This is a genomic window from Xylocopilactobacillus apis (assembly GCF_033095965.1).
Classification (GTDB): Bacteria; Bacillota; Bacilli; order Lactobacillales; family Lactobacillaceae; genus Xylocopilactobacillus; species Xylocopilactobacillus apis.
The window spans coordinates 453,940-476,895 of sequence record NZ_AP026801.1; the positions used below are offsets into that span (position 1 = coordinate 453,940).

Sequence of the window (22,956 nt, forward strand, 5' to 3'; positions counted from 1 at the left end):
AAAGTGTGCTTTTTTTGTAAGAGAGGAAATTAATGTCTGAAAGGGACGAAAACATTGATGAAGATCTTGAGGCTTTAGGAATTAAATTTGGAATTGGGAAGAAACATCATCAGAAAGATGAACCAAACCTTGATGTAAATAGTGTGGTTCGCCAAATGAAACAAAAAAAATACGATCCTTATGATCCTATTGCTTGGGAAGCTAAAGACTTCTCTAAAGATATGATTGCTGATTACAAACCATTTAATTTTGTCGATGGAGAAGGAGTTCGCTGCTCACTTTATGTTTCTGGCTGCTTATTTGCCTGCCCGGAATGTTATAATTTAGCTGCGCAAAACTTTCGTTATGGACAGCCTTATACGAAAGAATTAGAAGATCAAATTATTAAAGATCTTGAGCATAGTTATGTAGATGGATTAACGCTCTTAGGCGGAGAACCTTTCCTTAATACTAATGTTTCTTTAAGGATCGTTAAAAGAATTCGAAAAGAGTTTGGTGCAAAGAAAACCATTTGGTCTTGGTCGGGATACACTTGGGAAGAATTACAGCAGGGCACTTCTGATAAGAAGGAACTGCTGTCATTAATTGATATTTTAGTCGATGGTCGATTTGTAAAAGAGAAGAAAGATTTAACTTTACAATTTCGTGGAAGCTCTAATCAGAAAATTATTGATGTAAAAAAATCATTTGAAGAAGGGAAGATCCATATCTGGGATCGTTTGGTAAAATAAAATGAAGGTTAATGTCTTAGGGTACTATGGCGGCTATCCTTATAACGGTCATGGAACTAGTGCATATTTAGTTTCTGAAGATGACTATAATCTGCTTTTAGATTGTGGGTCAGGAGCTTTACTTTCGTTAGAAAAAGTAATTGAACCTCTTCAATTAGATTCAGTTCTTTTAACTCACTATCATCAAGATCACATTGCAGATGTGGGAGTTTTACAGTATTACTATCAGTTAAAATCAGGTTTGAAAAAACATGATCCCTTGATGATTTACGGACATCAAGAAGACGAAGAAAATTTTAAAAATCTTACTTTTAGCAATTTTACAAAGGGAGTAGCTTTCGATCCGACAAAACGATTAGATTTAGGCCCCTTTGAAATTACTTTTTGCCGGACGATTCATCCAGTTGTGGCTTTTGCAGTAAGAATTAAATCGAAAGTAACTGGAAAAGTTTTGACCTATACGGCAGATTCTAGGTATTTTAAAGAACTGACAGATTTTGTGAAAGATAGCGATCTTTTAATTGCTGATACAAATTTTGCGGCAGATAAGAATGGCGATTTATGGCATATGACTTCTACTCAGTCAGCTGATCTAGCTCGTGACGGTCAAGTAAAGAAACTGTTGCTTAGTCACCTGCCGCAAGAGATTTCTCATGAACAAATTCTTAAAGAAGCAAAAGAAGAGGCACCAAAAATCAATATTTTATTGGCTTCAAAAATAAAAGAAATTGAAGTCTAAATTAAGGTATGATAATAATATAAATGTTAAGTTTTTAATTTTTAATTTTTGTTTATTGATTAGTTACGAATTTCATTAAAATTATAATTAGTGGATAACGAAGTTTGACGATTTTTCGTCGTTGATGTAAGCTAACTCAAAAGTCAATTAAGTAAGAGTTTGGAGGCACTATTTCTAATGGAAATAGATCGCATTGATAAAGACAATATTAGAGTCTTTTTAGTTCATAAAGATCTTGAAGAAAGAGGAGTGACAATTCTTGATCTGCTTGGAAATCAGATGCAGGTTGAAAAATTTTTCTATAGTATTTTAGAAGAAGTTGATACAGATCACAGTTTTTCTGGACCGCAGTCGATAACGTTCCAAGTGATGCCAAATGAAGATGGTTTAGAATTGTTAATAAGTAAATCTCCTCAAGAATATGAAAAAAATGTTAATCGAAGTAATGGCAGTGTAATTAATCCAGCTAATCTATTTAATATGGATTCAAATCAACAAAAGTACTATCCTAATTCAAAAACTCATCAAAATTCAGCTGAATTTAAAGATCCAGTTAATGAAAGATATTTAGAAGCATTAAAACCTGATTCTTTGTCGTATGTTGCAAAATTTGATTCAATTGATGATCTGATTAATTTAGGGCACTTTTTAACAATTAAAGTTAAAACCCAGCTTTTTGTTCTTAATGATGATTATTACGCAGTATTTACGCTGTATAAAAAGGATTCTACGCAGGACAAGTTTTCGAAATTAGTGACCAACGTTAATGAATATGGTTATCGTGCTAAAATATCGCCAGAGCTACTGGCTGAACATGGGAAACTCTTAATCAAAAATAATATTTTTCGCACTTTAGATAAATATTTCTAACCTTTTAGGCATCTTTTTCGTAATTTTATGAAGGAGGTGTCTTTTTGATAGCAGGATTAAATAGTAAAGGCGAGTTAGTTTATTTATATTCAAGCGCGCAGGCTCAAAATATAATAGAAAAGAAAGAACAGTTCTTTTGTCCTAATTGTCAGGAACTGCTCAAAGTTTGTTGTGGGAAAAAGAATAAACCATATTTTAAACATTTAAGGAAAAATTTTACTCCTTTAAATGAATCAAAGCTTCATCAAGCAGGAAAAAATTTGTTGTATACTGCATGGAATGAAGAAGGTTTTTCCACCCAAAAAGAAAAAGTAATTATAACCGAAGAAGGCGAACGACGAGTTGACGTTTTTGTAAAACCAAGCTTAGCGATTGAATTTCAATGCAGTCCAATTTCGGGATCTTTACTTAAACAAAGAAACGATTTTTATCGAAATCAAGGGTGGGATTCACTTTGGTTTTTGGGACCTCGATACTTTGTCGAACGAAAATTTAATACTAATTCTTTGAAATTTTTAAATTACCAAGAAAATTTAGGATTTTATCTTTTGTTTTTGGAGGCAGACCGAAAAAACGTTGTGATGTATCACCATATCCGTAAATACGACTGGTTTCGTTTTTGGGGGATTAAGGAAAAATGTTCGATTAACCAATTGTTTAATTATCGTTTTGGAAACAATCTAAAAAATTATCATAAAGTGTCAGTTAAACAAACTAAAAGGCAATTTGCTCAAGCGTTAGTTTATCGTGATCGTAATATTTGCGAACTTCAAAGAATGTGTTATGAAAAGGGATATGATTTAATGAGTCTACCAGATGAACTTTTTGTACCAGAAGGTTTTCCCCAATATATCGATCAAAATTTGAAATAAACCTTTATAAGTTTTTACATTTACCATTGCCAGAAGCAGATTTAAATCAATTTCCACTATTATAAAAACGGAGAAGTTATTTATCATGATTAAAGATTGGAATTCATTTCTTTTACCTTATGGAGTAGCAGTTGAAGAGATGAAAGTGAAATTACGCGGATTACGCAAACAATATTTAGAATATGATTCAGAGTCGCCAATCGAATTTGTGACTGGGCGCGTAAAACCAGTCGATTCGATTTTAGAAAAAATGCAGCGACGGCATATCGATGAAGAGCATTTAGAAGAAGAAATGCAGGATATCGCGGGTTTAAGAATTGTGGTCCAGTTTGTTGAAGATATTTATGAAGTTGTGGAATTAATTAGACATCGAGAAGATATGACGATTGTGGAAGAACGCGATTATGTGAAGTATAATAAAGCTTCAGGCTATCGTTCTTATCACATTGTGATTGAATATAACGTCGAGATGATTAATGGACCAAAGAAGATTTTAGCTGAGATTCAAGTGCGGACAATGTCGATGAACTTTTGGGCAACGATTGAACATAGCCTTAATTATAAATATCAAGGACAAGTACCGCCGGATGTGGCGAAAAGGCTTGAAAGATCAGCAGAAGTCTCTTTTCAGCTGGATCAAGAAATGTCAGAAATTCGTTCAGAAATTCGTGAGACTAATCCGCGGAAGGAGCACGATTGAAAGTAGCAATTTTTTCTAATAATCGACCGAAAACGATTATGGTTGTTAATAAGCTTAAACGATTATTGATGAATAAAGGGATCACCATTGTTGAAAACGAAGTGCCAGAGATTGTTATTTCCGTTGGAGGAGATGGAACGATCCTTTCAGCTTTTCATCATTACTTGAAGTTTATTAACGAGGTTCGCTTTATCGGAGTTCATACTGGACATTTGGGTTTCTATACAGATTATCGAGAATTTGAACTAGAAGAGTTGGTTGATTCTTTATTAAGGGATCAGGAAGAAGTTGTTAGTTATCCATTATTAAAAATTGATGCATATCGTGACAGCGAAAAAGATCCTTTTGAGACATATTATGCTTTAAATGAATCGACTGTTAGACGGGTAGTTTCAACATTTACCTGTAACATTTTAGTTAAAGACAATTTTTTTGAAAAGTTTAGAGGAGATGGACTTTGTATTTCAACGCCTACCGGATCCACTGCTTATAATAAATCATTAAATGGAGCAGTCATTCATCCAACAGTTCGAGCTCTGCAGGTGGCAGAAATTGCATCATTAAATAATAGTATTTTTCGAACGCTCGGATCTCCGATGGTGCTCTCCCCTCAAGAGTGGGTTGAAGTTGAACTTCTTGATCCTAATGATATCTATTTATCGGTTGATAATTTAACAATGCACAATACAGGAGTTACTAGACTAAGATACCAAATTGCTGATGAAAGCATTCGTTTTGTTAAGTATCGCCATATGCATTTTTGGGATCGGGTTGGCAATTCTTTTATCTATCTGAAAAAAAATTATGAAAAGTAAAACAAAAGCTCAACTTATAATAAGCTGGGCTTTTTTAAGAGACAAATGAGATTAAATTTTAACATTCAAGAAAACGATCAAGATCAAAAAATTTCAAAATATTTACGATTGCAAGGGATTTCCCGTCGGATCTTAAAGAGAATTAAGTATCACGGTGGAGAAATTGTTGTTAATGGTAAAGATCAAAGAAGCGATTATCGGTTGCAGGTAAACGATCAGTTAGAAATTGATATCCCAGATTTAGCTGGATCCGATAATATTGTAAAAATAAATGAGCCGATAACAATTCTTTATGAAGATGAATATTTTTTAGCTGCTAATAAACCGCCTTTTTTGCCATCAATTCCCAAAAGAGGGGATTCGCTGGATAACGTATCTAGTCGAGTTAAGTATTATCTTTATCAAAAATACGGAACTGATTATGCGATGCACTTGATTACTCGGTTAGATGCTGATACCAGCGGGGTAATTCTATTTGCTAAAAACTCCTTAGCCCATAGCTTATTTTTTAAGCAAAAGACCAGTCAAACTGTGAAAAAAGAATATTTTGCAGTGACAATGGGGCAGATCGAACGTGATTGTCTGCTTTTACTTCCGCTAGGGCGTTCGCCCGAGTTTTTTTTGCGTCGGGTTATTAGTGACCAAGGGAAAAGTTCGATGACCCTGCTGCAGGTTGAGAAAAATTACCAAGAAGCAACAAGTTTGCGGGTAAGGCTTTACACCGGGAGAACTCACCAAATTAGGGCGCATTTAAGTGCAATTAATCATCCGATTTTTGGAGACGAGTTATACGGTGGCGATCGTAATTTGATTAACCGTCAAGCTTTGCATTGCGAAAAACTAGTTTTCGTGCACCCTTTTACGCAGGAAAAAATTGTAATTAACGCTCCGCTGCCGGATGATCTAACTGATTTATTAAACAATTTTAGTCCCGTGTAATTGTTTTGCTCCCGTTTCTGCGGCAATTTGATCTCGATTTTGTGTTGTAATGCCGCCGCCGGGTAGAATTTGAATTTGATTATCTGCGGCTTTTAGATAGCTTTTGATCGTTGAGAGATTATCGTTAATATTAGTATCCATTAGTCCCCCATGAGTTAAAATTCGGTCGATACCTAATTTCTTTAGTTCATCAATTGCTGCGATTTTATCACCGCTGATGTGATCAAAGGCCATATGCATTACTGTTTCCATTCCACTGGAAGCCGCAATTAGCTGTTCCATTGCGCTTTGGTCGATTTTTCCATCATTTGTAAGTGCTCCGAATACCACTGAATCAGCTTCAAGTTCTTGAGCTTGAAAGAGATCATCTTCCATAATGTTAATTTCTTGATCAGAATAGATGAATTCTCCCCCTCGAGGTCTAATCATTACAGCAACCGACACTTGATTTTCGTGCGCATATTGAATTCCGTATTTCATAACCCCGTGACTAACGGTAGTGCCGCCTACTGTAAGGTTATCGCATAATTCAATCCTTTTAGCACCCTTTTTAATAACATCTTTTAAGTTAGTTAAATTTTCGATACATGCTTCATAAAGCATTTTGAGCTCCTTTAATAATGTTTTCAACTTACATTGTCTTCTACATGGGAAAAAGAGTCAAAGGGTTAAAAACAAACTGGATAAGTCTAAAAGTATCTAAACAGATAGCAAATATTTCTAGCTATTGTTATTAAACTAAGTTATCATACTATTATATTTAATTTAGTAATGCTTTTAAGTTAGTAATAAATAAAAAGGTCATATTATTATGCTAAGTAAGGTTGTTTTGTTAAATCGGGGATTAGAGTATCTTAATCAAAGTAAGATAGAACAATTTTCGATCAGAAGTTTTGTATATCAATTAGAGATAAGTCGGACCAAATTTTACAGTGATTATTTTTATTATATGGATTACTTTAAAGAATTGATCGAATATTTTTTAGAACTCAATACACCTGATAATCGATACAAAGATGTCAATGATTTAATAGAAAAAGACCTTATTTTAATTGCAGCCAATGAAGTATTATTTTCCAACTTATTATTTATCACCCGCAAGCAATCCGAAGAAAGAAATGATTATTTAAAAAAATTATATTGTAAAAGAATTATAGATTTTTTAATTCAAAATAGCAGAATGGATTTAAACAATGATATTGAAATAAAGCAAAAAATTGTTCAGTGTTATGCGGATTATTTTGTTCAACGGTTAATTGAATGGATTAATGTAGGATCATTAGAAGATAATTTTTCTCAAATTTATGATCTTATTTTATTGTGTAAACAGCTTTTTTATCCAAATAAAAATTTTTTAATAATTAAAACTGTAAATTATTGGTATTCTAAAGTGGTAAAATGTACAGAAGCGAGAAAAGAAGACCTTATTTTGTACATTAATTCATTGCAAGTGCGAAAAAGTTACGTTATTTATAATAATGCGGTAAATTTATTGCTTATTATTAGACAGCATTTGTAGAAAACGGAATAAAAGAAGATACAGAAAATATAAAGAAATACCATGAAATTTATTGTCTGATCATGGAAGAACAGTTCCTTTGGAATTAAGGATCGTAATTAGATAACTAGTAAGATAGAGTGGTAATTATAATATGTGTAAAGATGATGTCCGTTGAAAGGGAATTTAACTTAACAGAGTAATATCTTAAAGGAATTGATAAGGGTTGGGAAAAGCTTTAAGTAATTTGTACATTTTTGATTGCAATTGACAATAAAGCCAGCTATCTGCTGGCTTATTTCTTTTTGGAGGTAATTTAATATGAAGTGGATTAAAAAAATTAGTTTTTTAGATCTATTTATGATTTTGATCGGTGGTTCAATATTTGCTTGGGGATTAACTAATATTAATATTCCTAATAAATTAGCAGATGGGGGAGTCAGTGGGATTGCTTTAATTTTTAAAGCTCTCTTTAATGTTAATCCAGGGATTTCAGTTTTGTTAATTAATATTCCTCTTTTTATTATTGGATACCGATTCCTAGGTTTGAAATCTTTAATCTATACATTCTGGGGGATCATTACTTTTTCCGGTTCTCTATCATTTTGGGGCATGTTCAAAATGGCTCCCAATCTTCATCATGATCAATTAATATCGGCAATTTTAGCCGGTATTTTAGGTGGTTTTGGATCTGGAATTATTTATCGTTTCGGAGGGACCACTGGCGGAACAGATGTAGTGGCAAGAATTTTTGAAGATAAATTTGGAGTCCCAATGGGACAATCACTTTTTGCCCTTGATGTAATAGTTCTTCTATGTTCTTTAGTCTATGTTAATATTGTTCAAATGATGTATACAATTATTTATTCATTTGTTTTTATGGAGCTGGTAAATTTTACAGAACAAGGTTCATATACTGGAAAAGTCTTTATGATTTTTACAGACAAAACTGAAGAAATGGTTAATGAAATCATGAATAGTTTAGGACGCGGGGCAACTATCATTAAAGCAATTGGAGGATACACAGGTAAACCGCAAAATATTGTTTACGTAGTAGTTGACCCGAGTGAAATGAATGACGTTCGAGAAATTATAAATAAAATAGATCGAAAGTCTTTCGTTTCGATCTATAATGCTCAAGAACAAATTGGAGAAGGATTTACCTTCAATCGACCACATCGTTCAATTTTTAAAGTTGGAATTTAGTTATTTTAATCCCTGCTGATTTTTGGCAGTCGCAACACCATCTGTAAAGCTGATTGTGAGAAAAGCATTTTTATCTCCCTGAAGATTGGTATTCCAAGTATATGAGGTAAATACTTTGCCGCCAATATGAGATTCAGTCATTGCGTTAGGCTGTCCAAGCAATTGCACAGCTTTTTCACCTGTTAATCCATTTGTTTGCAATTGATTAAACTGAAGTAAAGTTATTTTATCTCGTTTAGTATCACTTGAGATTCCAACACTTGTTTTGGAAACTACTCGATAATCAGTGCCATTTTTTACCCCAATTATCATTGTGCCAGATCCTTCAGTAATGCCAATTACAGTTCCCCACGATACCTTTGTAGCATCTTTTCCTTGATAATTAATAGAATCTTCTTTGTAACCTTCACCAATTTTTTTCTTTAAATCGGCAACAGTATCTCCGCCGGTGCCGTTTTGTGCAGTATCGCCTAATTTAATAGCACTAAATACTTCTAAAGCACTGCCCGTTTTGCTGATTGCGGAATTACTATTTTGTTTATTTCCATTTGCTGGTTGAGAGCCTTGAATACTGCTTTTTGAAGTTGAAGAAGCAGTTGTAGAAGAAGCAGAATTCTTCTTAGCCTTAGATTTCTTTTTTGCCTTTTTAACTACTTTTGAAGAAGAAGATTCCTTTTTGGAATTTTCTGTATTTGGCTTTTTATTGAGAAGCAGAAAAACAGTTACTGCAATTGCGGCAATTACTAGGATTGTTAACAGCCAAAACCACCACTTTTTGTAAAAAGCTTTTTTAGGCTTATCATTTGGTGGTATAACTTCAAAATTGTTTTGCTGATTTGGGTTATTTTCAGGCTCCATAGACGATGGATTATCAGTTTGATTTAGATTTCTTTTGGGAATTTTGTTGTTGTTTTCGTAGTTATTCATGATTTTTCCTCTAATTGTTATACCTAATTAATATAATAACTTATAAATTAAGATTAAGTGTTTCCAATTTCGAAAAAATTTATAACAAAATTGTGATTATTATAAAAAAAGTCAGCAGATGCTGACTTTAATTACAACAAATTATTTTTTAGCGGCAGCTTCAGCTGCAACGGCCCCAATATAATTTATCGGCTGATCGAAGTTTGGCTGGAAGAAAAGATCAACCATTGCTAATTCGTCAATTGTCATTTTATTTTGGATTGCGAGTGAAATCACATTTGCCGCTTGTGAAATATCATGCTTACTAAGGAATGATCCACCCAAAACTCTGCGGGTATCTGGATCCCAATATAAAGTACAAAGAACTTTAGTAGTTGTAAGCATAAAATCAGGTCGATAATCAGGTTCAATTGATACTGATTCAATTTCAACGTTGCGTTTTTTTGCACCAGCGGCATTTAGACCACTGGCAGCAAGTGCATATCCGTATAGTTCAACGGCTGAAGTTGCTTGTGTTCCCATATATTTAACAGTTGGTTTTTCAATATTGTTACCAACAAGGATTCCCTGTCTAACCGCATTGGTTGCTAATGGGATATAATCGGCCTTGCCAGTAGGGTTATAGAATACTGAACTTGCATCACCGGCTGCAAAGACGTCTTTTTTACTTGTTTCCATGTATTCATTAGTAATGATTGCCCCGTTTGGCAGCATCTCTACTTGATCTTTAAAAAGTTCGGTTCGTGGTAAAAATCCAATTGCTAAGACAGCAATATCTGCGGTGTATGACCCTTTATCAGTTTCCACAGTTATTTGATCGCCGTCTTCTTTAAAACCTTTTACCATCTCACCAAGAGCAAGTTTAACTCCGTGATTTTTATATTCAGTTTCGATGCGATCAGTAATATTTTGATCAAAATTATTAGCAAGAACGCGATCCAATCCATCAATTAAAGTGACTTGTTTGTTGATTACTGAAAGTTGCTCTGCAATTTCTGCTCCAATGTATCCAGCACCAATAACTACTGCACTGGAAACTTTTTCTGTGATTTCTTTGATTCTTTTGGCATCATCCCAGTTTTTGCACTGATAAACTTTGCTGCCGTGAATTCCCGGTAAATTAGGTACAACCGGTTTAGAACCAGTAGTAATTACGATTTTGTCAAAAGAGTCAGTGTTGACTTCTCCAGTTTTTAAATCCTTGGCAGTGACCGTTTTTGAATCTAGATTAACATCTGTGACTTCATGCTCCATTTTCATAGTGGCTCCCAGTTTACTTAGAGCTTCCGGGCTTGAATAGAACATTTTCTTAGGATCTGAAACGTTGTTACCCACCCAAAGAGCAATTCCACAAGAAAGAAATGATAACGTATCGTTTTTTTCATAGACTGTAACTTCTGCATCCGGGTGTTGAGTTAAGATCTGTTGAGCCGAAAAAGTGCCGGCATGAGTACATCCAATTACTGCAACCTTCATAAATTTTGTATCCTCCATAATATGTATTAGTAACAAGATAATTTTACTATAATTTTATGAAAATGAAACGCTTCCAGTTTGGTAAAATAAAAGTATGAAAAATGAACAATATTATACGGCACAGCCTTCCTCAAAAGATGAGGAGTTTTCTTTTAATCGAGATTTAGCTGGATTTAATTTTAAATTTTATTCTAATAATGGAGTTTTCTCGAAAAATACCATTGATTTCGGTACTCAGACATTAATTTCCACCGTTGATCAATTACCGATATTTCCTAAGAAAATATTAGATTTAGGAACTGGTTATGGGCCAATTGCCCTTTTTGCGGCAAAACATTTTCCAAAGGCACAGATTTTAGCCAGCGATGTAAATGAAAGAGCACTTGATCTTGCTAAGAAAAATTTTATAGCAAACGATTTAACTGAGCATATTGATGTGATCGAATCTTCGCTTTTTGATCAAATAGAAGATAATTTTGATTTAGTTTTGACAAATCCGCCAATTAGGGCAGGGAAAACAATAATTAACACGTTAGTTGAGGATAGCTATCAACATCTTAATTTAGACGGAAATTTAATTTTGGTCGTCCAAAAGAAGCAAGGCGAACCATCTTTAAAGAGGAAAATGGAAGATGTTTTTGGTAATTGTGAGATTTTAAAACGAAATAAAGGTTACTATATTTTAAGTTCAAAAAAGAAATCATCGGCGGTGTAATGGATCAAGATGAATTTTGGATGCGAGAAGCATTAGCCCAAGCACAAATTGCTAAATCTAAAGATGAGGTCCCAATTGGCGCGGTGGTGGTTTATAACAATCAAATCATCGGGAAAGGTTATAATCGAAGAGAAATCGATGAGAATGCTTTAGCCCATGCTGAAATGATTGCAATCAGCAACGCCTGTAAAAAAATAGGATTCTGGCGTTTAATTGACTGTGATTTATTTGTTACGATTGAACCTTGTCCCATGTGTGCCGGCGCAATTATCAATAGTCGGATTAGAAAAGTTACATTTGGTGCCTCAGATCCGAAAGCAGGGGCAATTGAGAGCTTAGAGCATATTTTGGATAACGAAAAATTTAATCATCATGTTGAATATCAAGGAGGAGTTCTTGAAGCAGAATGTCAGCAGATAATTAAAGACTTTTTTCATGAGATCCGTTTGAGGAAAAAAGATGAAAAAAATTCCTTATAAAAGTTTAGCCGAAGATCGAGCAACGGGAGAGTTTACAGTTAAAAAATCCCGTTTTATTGGTGATCTTTTTTTAGTACATGATGAGGAAGAAGCAACTGAGGCTTTAAAGATTGTTCAGCAGGAACACCGAGATGCAACTCATATCTGTTATGCCTACATCTTAAATGAAGATGTTGAGAAGATGAAATCATCTGATAATGGTGAACCACAAGGTACCGCAGGGGCGCCAATTTTAAATGCGTTACAAAAAAATGAATTAACTAATGTTTTGGCAACGGTGACGCGTTATTTTGGCGGAATTAAATTAGGTGCAGGAGGCTTGATTAGGGCTTACGGCAAGGGCGTAACTGTAGCAATTGAAGAGGCGAATCTTGCAATTTATGACTTTTTTACAGTGGCGCAAATTAAAGTTAGTTATAGCGACCATGATGCAGTTAAATATTTTTTAAAACAAAATGAAATTCCAATCTTAGATGAACAATTTTCAGAAGTGGTTACACTTCAAATTCAGTTGAAAAAAAGTGAAGCAGATAATTTTAACAATCAACTCGCTAATCGGTTTAATGGACGTTACGCACTGACAGTTATTGCTGAACGCATACTTCCGACGTTAATTTCATAAAATTTTTTAAAAAATTTAGTTGACATTGTTTTAAAATACATCTAAAATGTTTTTTAACTTAAAAGAGCGAAAGGAGTTTAGAAATGTTTAACTTGAAATTAGATTTAAATAATCGTTGGCAAAGCCGGTAATTTCAGGTTGATTCCGTTGTGGATACGACCTGATTTGTCAGATCGTATTCATGCCGGCTAAACTCATAATCTTAAGTCTGTATGGATAATCCTTGCAGGCTTTTCTTTTGTTCAACAATTGGAGCCTCATTGAGGCTCTTTTTTTATTTATTGAAAGGTGAGAAAAATGAAACGAATGTTAGCTTTAATTGGCGTGTTACTTGTTTTTTTAGGATTTGCTTTTTTTAACGAGGGGGGCTCCACTAAAGCGGGATCAATGCCTCGAGTTGGAGTTTTGACTTTAATGCATCATCCGGCGTTAGATCAAATCCAAGAAGGTTTTACTAAAGGAATGAAAGAAGAAGGCTACGTTGATGGAAAAAATGTCAAAATTGATTATCAGAATGCACAAGGTGATCAAAGTAATTTAAAAACGATGGCAACAAAATTGGTTAATGAAAATTCTGAGGTTTTATTTGGTATTACGACCCCAGCTTCACAATCATTAGCCAACCTTACCAAGAAAATTCCGATTGTGATGGGGGCAGTAACTGATCCTCGATCAGCAGGATTAGTCACAAATTACGAACATCCTGGCTCTAATATTACCGGCGTTTCTAATATGTCTCCAATCAAAGATCAATTAAAGCTGATTAAAGAATTTATGCCTGATTTAAAAACTTTAGGAGTTATTTATACCTCAAGCGACAGCTCAGCAACCGCTGAATATAAACAAATTGTCAAAACTGCTAAAGAAATGAAGGTTCCAATCAAGGTTTATTCTATTTCCAACAGTAATGATCTTAATCAAGTTTCGCAGGAAATGCTGCAAAAAGTGGATGCGGTCATGGTTCCGCAAGATAACGTAATTGCGGGGGCAATGCAGACATTAGTGAAAAATGCAGATGCGGTTAATAAACCAATTTTTCCAGCCGTTGACACAATGGTCAAACAAGGTGGAGTGGCAGCTTATGGCATCAATCAATATAAGTTAGGTCTCCTTGGAGGTCACTTAACTGCTTCCATATTAAAAGGTAAAAATAAACCGTCAACTACGGCCATCAGATACATAAAGCACGGGGAAGCAGTTCTTAATTTAAAGCAGGCTCAAAAATTAGGGATTAAGATTCCCGCACGATTTTTAGAAGAGGCTCAAAAAGAAGGGAAGGTATTTAAATAATGAATGTAATTGTTTCGGCGATTGGTCAAGGACTCTTATGGGCGTTATTAGGACTAGGACTATATTTAACATTTAGAATTTTAAATTTTGCTGATATGACTGTTGAAGGCACTTTTCCCTTAGGGGCAGCTGTCGCAGTAACTGCAATAACACACGGTGTAAATCCAATTTTGGCAACACTTTTATCTTTTGTAGTGGGAGTGATAGCAGGGTTAGTTACAGGTCTGTTATATACGAAAGGGAAAATTCCAAGTCTTTTGGCAGGGATTTTGGTAATGACGGCCGCTTATTCAATAAATCTAAGAATAATGGGAAAATCAAATATCTCGCTTTTAGGACAAAAAACACTTTTTAATGGAAAATTTTTAGCAAGTTTACCCCAATATTTTGACAGTGTTTTTGTTGGAATGATCGTAATTTTTATCTTCACTATTCTGATGATATTTGTTTTAAATACCGATTGGGGCCAAGCTTTCATCGCGACCGGAGATAATCGGCAGATGGCAAAATCACTCGGCGTTAAGACAGACCGGATGGTTATTATGGGCTTGATGATCTCTAACGGCATTGTGGGAGTGTGTGGAGCTTTAATTGCTCAAAGTAACGGTTATGCCGATATTAATATGGGAATTGGGACGATCGTTATAGCTCTAGCTTCAATCATTATTGGAGAAGTACTATTTGGCGAGTTAACTTTACCGCAGCGTTTAGTGGCTGTTACTCTGGGCAGCATTATTTATCGATTGCTTCTGTTGGTAGTTTTACAATTAGGGTTCAAAGCAGATGATTTAAATCTTATTTCTTCTATTGTACTGGCACTTTGTATGTTACTGCCGCAGTTAGAAAAGCATTTACGAGTGAAAAGTACAATTATGAAAGGAGTACGCCATGATGACTAATCCAATTTTAGAATTAAAAGATGTCTCAACTGTTGTAAATCAAGGAACTTCGCGAGAAGTTATAATTTTAAATCACGTTAATCTACAAATTAATGAAGGTGATTTTATTACAATTGTTGGAACCAACGGAGCTGGAAAATCGACGCTTTTTAATGTTATTAGTGGGATGCTGCCAGTTAGTTCGGGTCAAGTACTTCACCTTGGAAAAGACATCACTAAACTATCAGAAGAAGCACATCCAGAGTTTCTCAGTCGCGTTTTTCAAGATCCAAAAATGGGAACCGCTCCAAGAATGACCGTAGCTGAAAATTTATTGTTGGCAGTAAATCGGGGACAGAGAAGATTTTTAAAACCGCGTCATTTAAAAACTCATTTGAATGAATTTCGTGAATTAGCAGCAACAATGAATAATGGGTTAGAAGAACGGCTTAATACGGCAACAGGTGCTTTGTCAGGAGGACAGCGCCAAGCACTTAGCTTTTTAATGGCAGTAATTAAACGGCCGGATGTAATCCTGCTGGATGAGCATACAGCAGCGCTTGATCCACATACAAGCGCATCATTAATGGCCGCAACTGACCAGCATATTGTTGATGACAAATTGACTGCCCTCATGATTACGCATCAATTAGAAGATGCAATTAAGTACGGGAATCGACTTTTAGTTTTAAATCAAGGTCAAATTGAAGCCGATTTTAGGGGAGACGAAAAGCAGAATTTAACAACTGAAAAACTATATGAATATTTAGAGCATTGATTTATCTATTGAAAAACGTCTCGTGAATGCGAGGCATTTTTTTCGTTACTTTTTCCTCTGTAGATCGTTATCTAATTGAAATCCCAAGGAGGAAGTAAGATGTCTAATGTTATCGAAGTTGAACAAGTAAGAAAAATTTATGGAAAATCGAAAGGCGATTTAACGATTGCGTTAAAAAACGTTTCTTTTGAAGTTAAACAAGGTGAATTTATTGGAATCATGGGAGCTTCAGGTTCTGGTAAATCCACCTTGCTTAATATTTTGTCAACCTTAGATTATCCAACAGCAGGTAAAGTGATGATCAATGGTAAAGATATTACAAAACTTCATGGTAATAATTTATCAGATTTCAGAGCTCATCAGGTTGGTTTTATTTTTCAAGATTTTAATTTGTTGGAGAATTTAACTGCATCAGAAAATATTGCGTTGCCTTTGTCATTGCAGGGAGTTAAAAGCAAAGACATTATTAAACGAATAGATGAAATAGCTAAAAAACTTTCAATTGAAGCAATTCTACCTAAATATCCAACAGAAATTTCTGGTGGTCAAAAACAAAGAGTCGCTGCAGCACGGGCGTTAGTAACGAATCCCGCAATTTTGTTTGGTGACGAACCAACCGGAGCTCTTGATTCACATAGCGCACACGATTTGCTTGAAACGATGAATTCTCTTAATCAAACCGAACAGATTTCAATTCTACTTGTCACACACGATCCAATGTCAGCAAGTTTTTGTTCGCGAATTTTATTTATTAAGGATGGAATGATTGGTCAAGAGCTAAAAAGAGAAAATCGAAAACGAGAAGAATTCTATCAACAGATTTTAAATGTATTAGGAGACAGCGAATGACAATAAAGTTAGCTCTGAAGGGCATAAAAAGTCGCTGGAAGGATTACCTGGTATTGTTTTCCGGTTTAATGATTGCAGCCGCTATTTTCTATATGTTTCAAGCAATTGCAAGCAATCGAGCGTTTTTAAAAGCAAATTTACATTTGAATTTCGATACTTTAATTTATACCTCATATTTGGGTTCCATTTTGCTGGGGATCATTAGTTTAGTGTATATTTTTTACGCAAACTCTTTTTTACTCTCGATAAGACAACGAGTTTATGCAATGTATATGATGTTGGGTGCTAAATCTCGTAAAATTGCATTTTTAATTTTCACGGAAACACTATTAATCGGAATCCTGGCTGTTGGTTTGGGTTTAATTTTAGGACTTGGTTTAACAAAAGTAGTTGGTTACTGGATCATTCAACAAATGGATTTAACGGTTTCAAAGTTTTCGATTTGGAGTTCTCAGGCGACAATTGTCACATTGGGATACTTTTTAATTATTTTTGCCCTCATTGCGATCTTAAATGCCAGAAAGTTAGTAAAAAAACCTATTCTTCAACTTTTGAACCAAGATCAAACACCGCGTTTAGGTCATAAAAATCGCCTTGGGCAAATAATAGAAATTTTGGCAGGAATTATTCTTTTGGCTCTAGGGTATTGGACAATGGCGACTTTAAAACATGAACCTTTTGATGGTCCAACGGGAGTAATTTTAGGCTTGATTGTTGCACTTGTTACGATCGTTCTGGGAACTTATTTTGCATTTGACGTTATTTTTCAAGGGATAATTGAACTTTTGAGAAATAATGAATCCTTTCGATTCAAAAAAATTCACAGTTTTACCTTAGGGCAGTTAAGTTTTCGGCTTCGTGATTTTACCCGGCTTTTATCAATGGTAACAATTCTATTTGCTTTGTCTCTGGGGGCAATTACTGTTGGTCTTGCTTTTAGTGATCAGGTCGTTGAACAAAGCGATGCAAGTAATTATTATGATTTGGTTTTACATGATCCGTCACCAGGTGATCTTAAAGAAGCTCAAAAATTAAAACTTAAAAGTACTAGCGTTTATCGGATTAAGTTTTTTAACAAAAAGATTGTGTGGAATGCGGGTGATTTTGATCGGGATCCTTTCTTAAATTTACATTTTGGTTCTTCTAAGGTCGAAAAAATAACTGGTCAAAATTTATTAAAAGACAGAGATTCATTATTTAACAGTTCTTTAATATCATACATTCCTCAAAATCTACAAAAGTTTGACAGCAAAATTGTAACTAAAGAAAAATATGACCGAACAAAGGGAGAAGTACATGAGATTAGGCTGTATAAGCTTCAAAATTTTGTTCGAGATCATCGACAATTAAAAAAATTAGCGCTTAAGGATAACAAAAAGGGAAGTGCTAACAGTCTTGCGATGATTAACATGTCTCAAAAATATTTATTTTATCAAGACTTTAATTCCTCCGTTTCAGGCTTTGAATTTATCGGAGTGTTTTTAGGACTAGCATTTCTAGCAATGCTGGCATCGTGTTTAATGTTTAAAATTCTTTCGAGTGCGCCAAAAGATGTTCTACGTTATCATCGTTTAAATCAGCTCGGGGCTAGAAGAAATTTGTTAAAAACATCAATCTTTCAAGAAATCGGAGCTCTGTTTTTACTTCCGGGAATTCTTGGAATAATGCATGTTTTGTTTGGGCTTCAGATGTTTAAAGCGACAGACCTTTTAGCTAAACCTTACGGAAACTTAGGAGTCCCATTTTTAATATTTTTAGTTCTTTACCTCCTTTATTATTTGTTAACAGTGGGGCTTTACCAAAAAATTGTTCTGCCGAAAGTGAAAAAGTAGATTTAATTTAAGCGTAAGCGTTTTTATAATATAATATTAAGAGAGGGGAATATGAAAAATCGAAAACCTTTTCTTATATTATTAGTTTTGTCACTAATGTTTGTTTTTGTCGGCTGCAGACCTTCAAACAAACTTTAATTCAATATTACGATCAATTATCCACTACTAAAAAGGAAAAAGTAAATTTTAAAATTAAACTTGCGAAAATTGAACTTCCTGAAAGTGACGATGTTGATACATCCTCGAAAATAATAATTAACCTAATTGAAAATGGATCTTTAACTGGAACGGGAGAAACTAACAGTTCAAGTACTAAAGGAATTGTTAAATTTAATGTCTTAGATGAAACGGTGCCGGTAGAATTTGTAGGCAACAATAAAAAAATATTTTTTAAAACTGATTTTATTGAGTCTAGATATAAGTTAGCTCGCTCTTTAAGTAAAGACATTCCGGCATATGATTTCTCAAAAATTAGTGGAAAATATGTTGATATAATAGCGCTAATGAAAGAATTTAATGCTGCAGATAATAAAGAAATTGCTCAGACTAAAGATGTAATTAAAAATTCGAAAAATGTTCAAAAAGATTCTTTTATTGCTTTAAAGGATACAATCAATTCTCTGCCGGATAACGAAATAACTAAAAAAGACGATACGATTAAAGTCGTTTTACATAAAAAAGACGTAAAAAACTATCTTAAAGAGTATTCTAAATATTTGAATAGAGATTTTAAGACAAAAGTTCTTAGTCAAGAATATTTAGATGAGCTTTATTCAGAGTTTAAAGTTTTGATTACGCCATCAACTATAATCCCCAAAAATCTACGGTTAATTATTTGTTAAGAATGAAACAAAAAACAGGCGAACTAATTGAACTTAAAATAAATATTAAAACAGAAAAGTTTGATGGTAAGATCAGTTATCCTAATAATGATCAAATTATGAGTCCGAAGGAATTTAAAGATAATATTGAAAAAATTCAGACCAAAGATAAATATTAAAAATATCTTCTTATAAAGAATCAAATTTGATTCTTTTTTTTATAAAATTTTAATTGTGTTTGCTTATTAATTTTTCTAAAAATATTTATTGATATGCACGATATATGGTGCAGAAAAATACCTGTGATTAAAAATTATATATATCTATAATGAAAGCGTCATCAAATGAGGAGGGATTGAATTGGGTGAGATAGCTATACTATTAATGAGTCATGGTAATTTTGCAAAGTCAGCTATTGAAAGTGCGGAATTAATTGTGGGTAAGCAAAATAATTATGAAGTATTGTCTGTATTTTTAGTCGATCAAGTGGATACATTAAAAGAGAAAATGTATCAGAAAATTAATAAATTAGATACAGGTAATGGCCTATTGGTTTTAACAGATATTATTGGTGGGACGCCCAATAATTTAGCTGGAAATTTAATTAATCGATCGGATACCGTTATTTGTTCAGGTTTGAATATGCCAATGTTGCTTGAAATTTTAACAAATCGAAATCAAGAATTAAGTTACATTGAAGAATTGATTAAAAGTAGTTATCAGGCAGGATTATTTATTAGAAATACAAATTTAATTGAAGAATACGAGGAGGGTGATGATGATAGTCTTTAGCAGAATTGATGATCGATTAATCCATGGTCAAGTTGTAACTACGTGGGTTAATTTATATAAAATTGAACAGATAATTGTTTTAAATGACAAAATTGCCGGAGATAAAACCCAGCAAAATATATTAAAAATGGCTGCTCCACAAGGAATTAATGTTCGAGCTTTTAGTATTGAAAAATTTAGTGAAGTTATTAAACAAACCGAGATTAAAAGAAGAACTATGTTAATTTTTTCAAATAGCGTGGATGTTTTAAGATCGGTTAAATTAGGGGTTCCTATTGATCAACTAAATGTTGGTGGAATGAGATATCAGGAAGGTAGAGAAAAATTAACTAAAGCATTATCAGTAACAGAAGAAGAAAAAGTAGCTTTTCAGGACTTGTTGGATCGAAACGTTAAGATCACTGTCCAAATGGTTCCAAATGATGAAAAAATTGATTTAAAAGAGGTACTTAAATGATTAATGCAATTTTAGTTTCTGTTTGGGCTGGCATTTGTGCCCTTGACGATTTAGGAACACAAATGATCCGTAGACCACTTCTAATTTCCGCTGTTGTTGGATTGTTAATGGGTGATTTAAAAGATGGGCTGTTAATTGGTGCTACGCTTGAAGTTATGTGGATGGGTGTTGGGAACGTTGGAGCTTATGCCGCTCCTGATTTAATTTCAGGAAGTGCAATTGGTACTGCACTCGGGATTGCTTCTGGAGGAACTGCTACGGCAGTAGCACTTGCAGTACCTACTTCATTATTAGCTCAACAGTTGTTAATTTTGTATCGCTCAGGGATTGTTTATTTAAATCCAATTATGGATCGTGTTGCTGAAACCGGAGATTTTGATAAAGTTTTTCGGATCAATTACATTCCAATGTTATTAACCTTTTTAATTAGAGCTGTGCCGACATTTTTGGCAGTTTATTTTGGTTCAGGAGCTATTAAAAGTGTTGTTAATGCTTTACCTAAGCAAGTAATGACAGGGTTAAGTGTGGCAGGCAGTATTATACCGGCAGTTGGTATTGGTCTTTTAATGTTAATGATGATGAAGAAAGGTGAGTTATGGGTTTTCTTTATTGCAGGATTTACTCTTGCAGTTTATCTTAAATTATCTGTTTTACCAGTAACGCTGATATCTTTACCAATGGCTTTAATTTACGATTATGCAACACAGAAGGCAAACAGCGCTAAAGATAATTCAGAATCTGATTCTAAGATTGTGAATGAAGAAGAGGAGTACGATTTATAATGGAAAACTCGAATAATCAAAATAATAAAATTACTAAAAAAGATTTAAATAAAGTTTTTTGGCGCATGCAATGTTTGAATTTTACTAATAATTTTCAATCAATGCAGGCAATAGGATTTTTATCAAGTTTTGTCCCAGTTCTAAAACGCCTATATCATGATAAACCAAAAGAAGAAAAAGTTAATGCTATGAAGCGTCACTTACAATTCTTTAATAGTCATGTAAATGCTGATGCATTAATATTAGGAATCTCAGCTGCTGTAGAAGAAACTACATCTGAAGATGAAAAAGAGACCGTAACTGCTATTAAAACAGGATTAATGGGACCACTAGCCGGTATTGGAGATAGTGTTCTAAAATTTACTTGGTTACCTATTTGCGGTAGTATCGGAGCTTCTCTAGCTTTTTCAGGTAGTATTCTTGGACCAATTATTATGTTTTTGATGTATAACATTGTCAATGTAGGAACCAAGTATTATGGAATTCATTGGGGATATTCGAAAGGAATCGAATTAATTAGTGGTTCCGGAAGTAATGTTTTGCAGCGACTATCAAATATGGCTAATGTTGTTGGATTAACTGTAATTGGAGCACTAGTTGCGTCAGTAGTTAAAGTTAATATCATTGCTAAAATAAGTGCAGGGAAAAATACTATTAAATTTCAAGATATGTTTGATAAAGTTATGCCAGGACTATTTAGTTTGTTAGTTACTATTGCTGTATATCAAATTTTAAAGAAGACTAATGGAAAACATGCACCGCTTTTAATCTTGAGCATCATGATTATTTCGATAGTTCTTACTTATTTGGGAGTTTTTGGATAAATGAATTCATACGATATATCAGTTAAACAAACAAGGAAAAATATATTTACTTTTCATACTAATAAGTTATTTTCGCATCCTTTACAAATTTCCCTTTCAATTTTTCCAGATGGTCGTGAATCGAATTTCATTGGTACTATGAAAAATCAAGATGCAGAATTTGAGATACCAAAGTTAACAAAAAGACCATATTTTCTTATCGATGATGGAAGTAATTCTTTCATAATAGCTGAGAGAACGTTATTAATCGATGGTTTGATCAATTTTCGAGATATAGGTGGTTATATTACAAAAGACGGTAAGTCAACAAAATGGGGTATGATGTATCGAGGAGATCAGATACATAACGCTGAAGATAGTGGGATCAAATATCTTCAGCAATTATCAATAAAAACAATCATAGATTATCGGAGTAACGATGAAGTAAATAAGTACCCTAATCGAGTAATCAACGAAAATATTGTGACATATAATATGGATCCATCAGCTCACACTGCAGAAGTTGCCGCTCAATTTGCTTCTTCAAAGGATCATGAAGACGTAAACTTAATTGATAATATTATTAAGCAGAAAAATAACGGTGAACTAAAAAGTAATCAAGAAACAGTTTTAAAAGAATACAGGAACTTTGTTAAAAGCAAAAAATCTCAAGAAGTTTATGGAAGAATGTTAAAAATTGCTAGAAATCCAAATAATGTTGCAATTATTCAACACTGTCGAGGCGGTAAGGATAGAACCGGCTATGGAATAATGTTGCTATTGGGAATTTTAGGAGTACCTAAAGACATAATCATTAAAGATTATATGCTTACTAAGACAAATCGAACTGAACGTAATGAAGCAAAAATGAACCGTTATCGAAAAATTACGGATGATCAGCAAGTGTTAGAACATTTATACGCATTAATTGACACAAAAGAAGAATTTATTGAAGAATCTATTAATACTATTGAAAATGAATATGGAAATTTTATCTCTTATGCTAAAAAAGAATTAAAATTAAATGATCGTGACATTTCTGATTTACAACAATTGTATTTAACAAAATAGTTTAAGGACTAGAT

General features: G+C 33.7%; 27 protein-coding genes. 24 read left to right on the forward strand and 3 right to left on the reverse strand.

Annotated elements, in window-relative coordinates:
* Positions 1-155: 155 nt before the first annotated feature.
* The 7 genes from nrdG (at position 156) to R8749_RS02115 (ending at position 5,666) form a co-directional block, all read left to right on the forward strand.
* A complete protein-coding gene (gene nrdG / locus R8749_RS02085) occupies positions 156-731 on the forward strand; it encodes an anaerobic ribonucleoside-triphosphate reductase activating protein (protein ID WP_317698487.1) in 576 nt (191 codons plus the stop codon).
* Between the two features lies 1 nt (position 732).
* A complete protein-coding gene (locus R8749_RS02090; protein ID WP_317697556.1) occupies positions 733-1,470 on the forward strand; it encodes an MBL fold metallo-hydrolase in 738 nt (245 codons plus the stop codon).
* A 177-nt stretch (positions 1,471-1,647) separates the two neighbouring features.
* Positions 1,648-2,340: an adaptor protein MecA gene (locus R8749_RS02095; protein WP_317697558.1), complete on the forward strand. Its 693-nt coding sequence runs from the start codon at positions 1,648-1,650 to the stop codon at positions 2,338-2,340.
* A 44-nt stretch (positions 2,341-2,384) separates the two neighbouring features.
* Positions 2,385-3,212 carry a competence protein CoiA gene (locus tag R8749_RS02100; RefSeq protein WP_317697560.1) on the forward strand — a complete coding sequence of 276 codons (828 nt, stop codon included), beginning with the start codon at positions 2,385-2,387 and terminating at the stop codon, positions 3,210-3,212.
* Positions 3,213-3,297: 85 nt separating this feature from the next.
* The gene (gene yjbM, locus R8749_RS02105) at positions 3,298-3,912 is read left to right on the forward strand and encodes a GTP diphosphokinase (RefSeq protein WP_317697562.1); all 615 of its coding nucleotides are present in this window, start codon (positions 3,298-3,300) and stop codon (positions 3,910-3,912) included.
* Complete coding sequence (locus tag R8749_RS02110; protein ID WP_317697564.1) at positions 3,909-4,727, forward strand: NAD kinase; 819 nt, start codon at positions 3,909-3,911, stop codon at positions 4,725-4,727. Before yjbM ends, R8749_RS02110 begins: the two co-directional genes overlap by 4 nt.
* Positions 4,728-4,772: 45 nt before the next feature.
* On the forward strand, positions 4,773-5,666 hold the full coding sequence (locus R8749_RS02115; protein ID WP_317697567.1) for an RluA family pseudouridine synthase: 894 nt from the start codon (positions 4,773-4,775) through the stop codon (positions 5,664-5,666).
* Here R8749_RS02115 and R8749_RS02120 read toward each other — a convergent pair.
* A complete protein-coding gene (locus tag R8749_RS02120) occupies positions 5,643-6,269 on the reverse strand; it encodes a copper homeostasis protein CutC (RefSeq protein WP_317697570.1) in 627 nt (208 codons plus the stop codon). The genes R8749_RS02115 and R8749_RS02120 overlap by 24 nt on opposite strands.
* Positions 6,270-6,495: 226 nt before the next feature.
* On the opposite strand from R8749_RS02120, the gene R8749_RS02125 reads away from it, so the two are divergent.
* Together R8749_RS02125 and R8749_RS02130 are read left to right on the forward strand one after the other, a co-directional pair.
* Complete coding sequence (locus R8749_RS02125; protein ID WP_317697572.1) at positions 6,496-7,185, forward strand: hypothetical protein; 690 nt, start codon at positions 6,496-6,498, stop codon at positions 7,183-7,185.
* A 300-nt stretch (positions 7,186-7,485) separates the two neighbouring features.
* Positions 7,486-8,370, forward strand: a complete 885-nt coding sequence (locus R8749_RS02130; RefSeq protein ID WP_317697574.1) for a YitT family protein — start codon at positions 7,486-7,488, stop codon at positions 8,368-8,370.
* Here R8749_RS02130 and R8749_RS02135 read toward each other — a convergent pair whose 3' ends face one another.
* Both R8749_RS02135 and R8749_RS02140 read right to left on the reverse strand, forming a co-directional pair.
* The gene (locus R8749_RS02135; protein WP_317697576.1) at positions 8,371-9,297 is read right to left on the reverse strand and encodes a DUF3862 domain-containing protein; all 927 of its coding nucleotides are present in this window, start codon (positions 9,295-9,297) and stop codon (positions 8,371-8,373) included. It lies immediately after the preceding gene.
* 141 nt (positions 9,298-9,438) lie between these two features.
* Positions 9,439-10,773 (reverse strand): FAD-dependent oxidoreductase, encoded by a 1,335-nt coding sequence (locus R8749_RS02140; RefSeq protein WP_317697579.1) that lies wholly within the window; start codon positions 10,771-10,773, stop codon positions 9,439-9,441.
* A gap of 94 nt (positions 10,774-10,867) precedes the next feature.
* On the opposite strand from R8749_RS02140, the gene R8749_RS02145 reads away from it, so the two are divergent.
* From R8749_RS02145 to R8749_RS02215, 15 genes are all read left to right on the forward strand, one after another.
* Complete coding sequence (locus tag R8749_RS02145) at positions 10,868-11,488, forward strand: class I SAM-dependent methyltransferase (RefSeq protein WP_317697581.1); 621 nt, start codon at positions 10,868-10,870, stop codon at positions 11,486-11,488.
* Positions 11,488-11,967: a tRNA adenosine(34) deaminase TadA gene (gene tadA / locus R8749_RS02150; RefSeq protein WP_317697583.1), complete on the forward strand. Its 480-nt coding sequence runs from the start codon at positions 11,488-11,490 to the stop codon at positions 11,965-11,967. The genes R8749_RS02145 and tadA overlap by 1 nt, the downstream gene beginning before the upstream one ends.
* Positions 11,948-12,589 carry a YigZ family protein gene (locus tag R8749_RS02155; RefSeq protein ID WP_317697585.1) on the forward strand — a complete coding sequence of 214 codons (642 nt, stop codon included), beginning with the start codon at positions 11,948-11,950 and terminating at the stop codon, positions 12,587-12,589. Before tadA ends, R8749_RS02155 begins: the two co-directional genes overlap by 20 nt.
* A 297-nt stretch (positions 12,590-12,886) precedes the next feature.
* Positions 12,887-13,879 (forward strand): tryptophan ABC transporter substrate-binding protein, encoded by a 993-nt coding sequence (trpX, locus tag R8749_RS02160; protein WP_317697588.1) that lies wholly within the window; start codon positions 12,887-12,889, stop codon positions 13,877-13,879.
* Positions 13,879-14,778, forward strand: coding sequence for an ABC transporter permease (locus tag R8749_RS02165; RefSeq protein WP_317697590.1), 900 nt, complete (start codon positions 13,879-13,881; stop codon positions 14,776-14,778). The genes trpX and R8749_RS02165 overlap by 1 nt, the downstream gene beginning before the upstream one ends.
* Entirely contained in the window at positions 14,771-15,535 is a 765-nt protein-coding gene (locus tag R8749_RS02170; protein WP_317697592.1) for an ABC transporter ATP-binding protein, read from the forward strand. The genes R8749_RS02165 and R8749_RS02170 overlap by 8 nt, the downstream gene beginning before the upstream one ends.
* A gap of 99 nt (positions 15,536-15,634) precedes the next feature.
* Positions 15,635-16,384, forward strand: coding sequence for an ABC transporter ATP-binding protein (locus R8749_RS02175; RefSeq protein ID WP_317697595.1), 750 nt, complete (start codon positions 15,635-15,637; stop codon positions 16,382-16,384).
* Entirely contained in the window at positions 16,381-18,216 is a 1,836-nt protein-coding gene (locus R8749_RS02180; protein ID WP_317697597.1) for an FtsX-like permease family protein, read from the forward strand. The genes R8749_RS02175 and R8749_RS02180 overlap by 4 nt, the downstream gene beginning before the upstream one ends.
* Before the next feature lie 350 nt (positions 18,217-18,566).
* On the forward strand, positions 18,567-19,058 hold the full coding sequence (locus R8749_RS02185; RefSeq protein ID WP_317697599.1) for a hypothetical protein: 492 nt from the start codon (positions 18,567-18,569) through the stop codon (positions 19,056-19,058).
* 2 nt (positions 19,059-19,060) lie between these two features.
* Positions 19,061-19,216: a hypothetical protein gene (locus R8749_RS02190; protein ID WP_317697601.1), complete on the forward strand. Its 156-nt coding sequence runs from the start codon at positions 19,061-19,063 to the stop codon at positions 19,214-19,216.
* Positions 19,217-19,397: 181 nt separating this feature from the next.
* Positions 19,398-19,829: a PTS sugar transporter subunit IIA gene (locus tag R8749_RS02195; RefSeq protein ID WP_317697603.1), complete on the forward strand. Its 432-nt coding sequence runs from the start codon at positions 19,398-19,400 to the stop codon at positions 19,827-19,829.
* Positions 19,813-20,286 carry a PTS sugar transporter subunit IIB gene (locus R8749_RS02200; protein WP_317697605.1) on the forward strand — a complete coding sequence of 158 codons (474 nt, stop codon included), beginning with the start codon at positions 19,813-19,815 and terminating at the stop codon, positions 20,284-20,286. The genes R8749_RS02195 and R8749_RS02200 overlap by 17 nt, the downstream gene beginning before the upstream one ends.
* A complete protein-coding gene (locus R8749_RS02205; protein ID WP_317697607.1) occupies positions 20,283-21,068 on the forward strand; it encodes a PTS mannose/fructose/sorbose/N-acetylgalactosamine transporter subunit IIC in 786 nt (261 codons plus the stop codon). Before R8749_RS02200 ends, R8749_RS02205 begins: the two co-directional genes overlap by 4 nt.
* Positions 21,068-21,892 (forward strand): PTS system mannose/fructose/sorbose family transporter subunit IID, encoded by an 825-nt coding sequence (locus R8749_RS02210; RefSeq protein ID WP_317697610.1) that lies wholly within the window; start codon positions 21,068-21,070, stop codon positions 21,890-21,892. The genes R8749_RS02205 and R8749_RS02210 overlap by 1 nt, the downstream gene beginning before the upstream one ends.
* A complete protein-coding gene (locus tag R8749_RS02215) occupies positions 21,893-22,942 on the forward strand; it encodes a tyrosine-protein phosphatase (protein WP_317697612.1) in 1,050 nt (349 codons plus the stop codon).
* Positions 22,943-22,956: the final 14 nt, after the last annotated feature.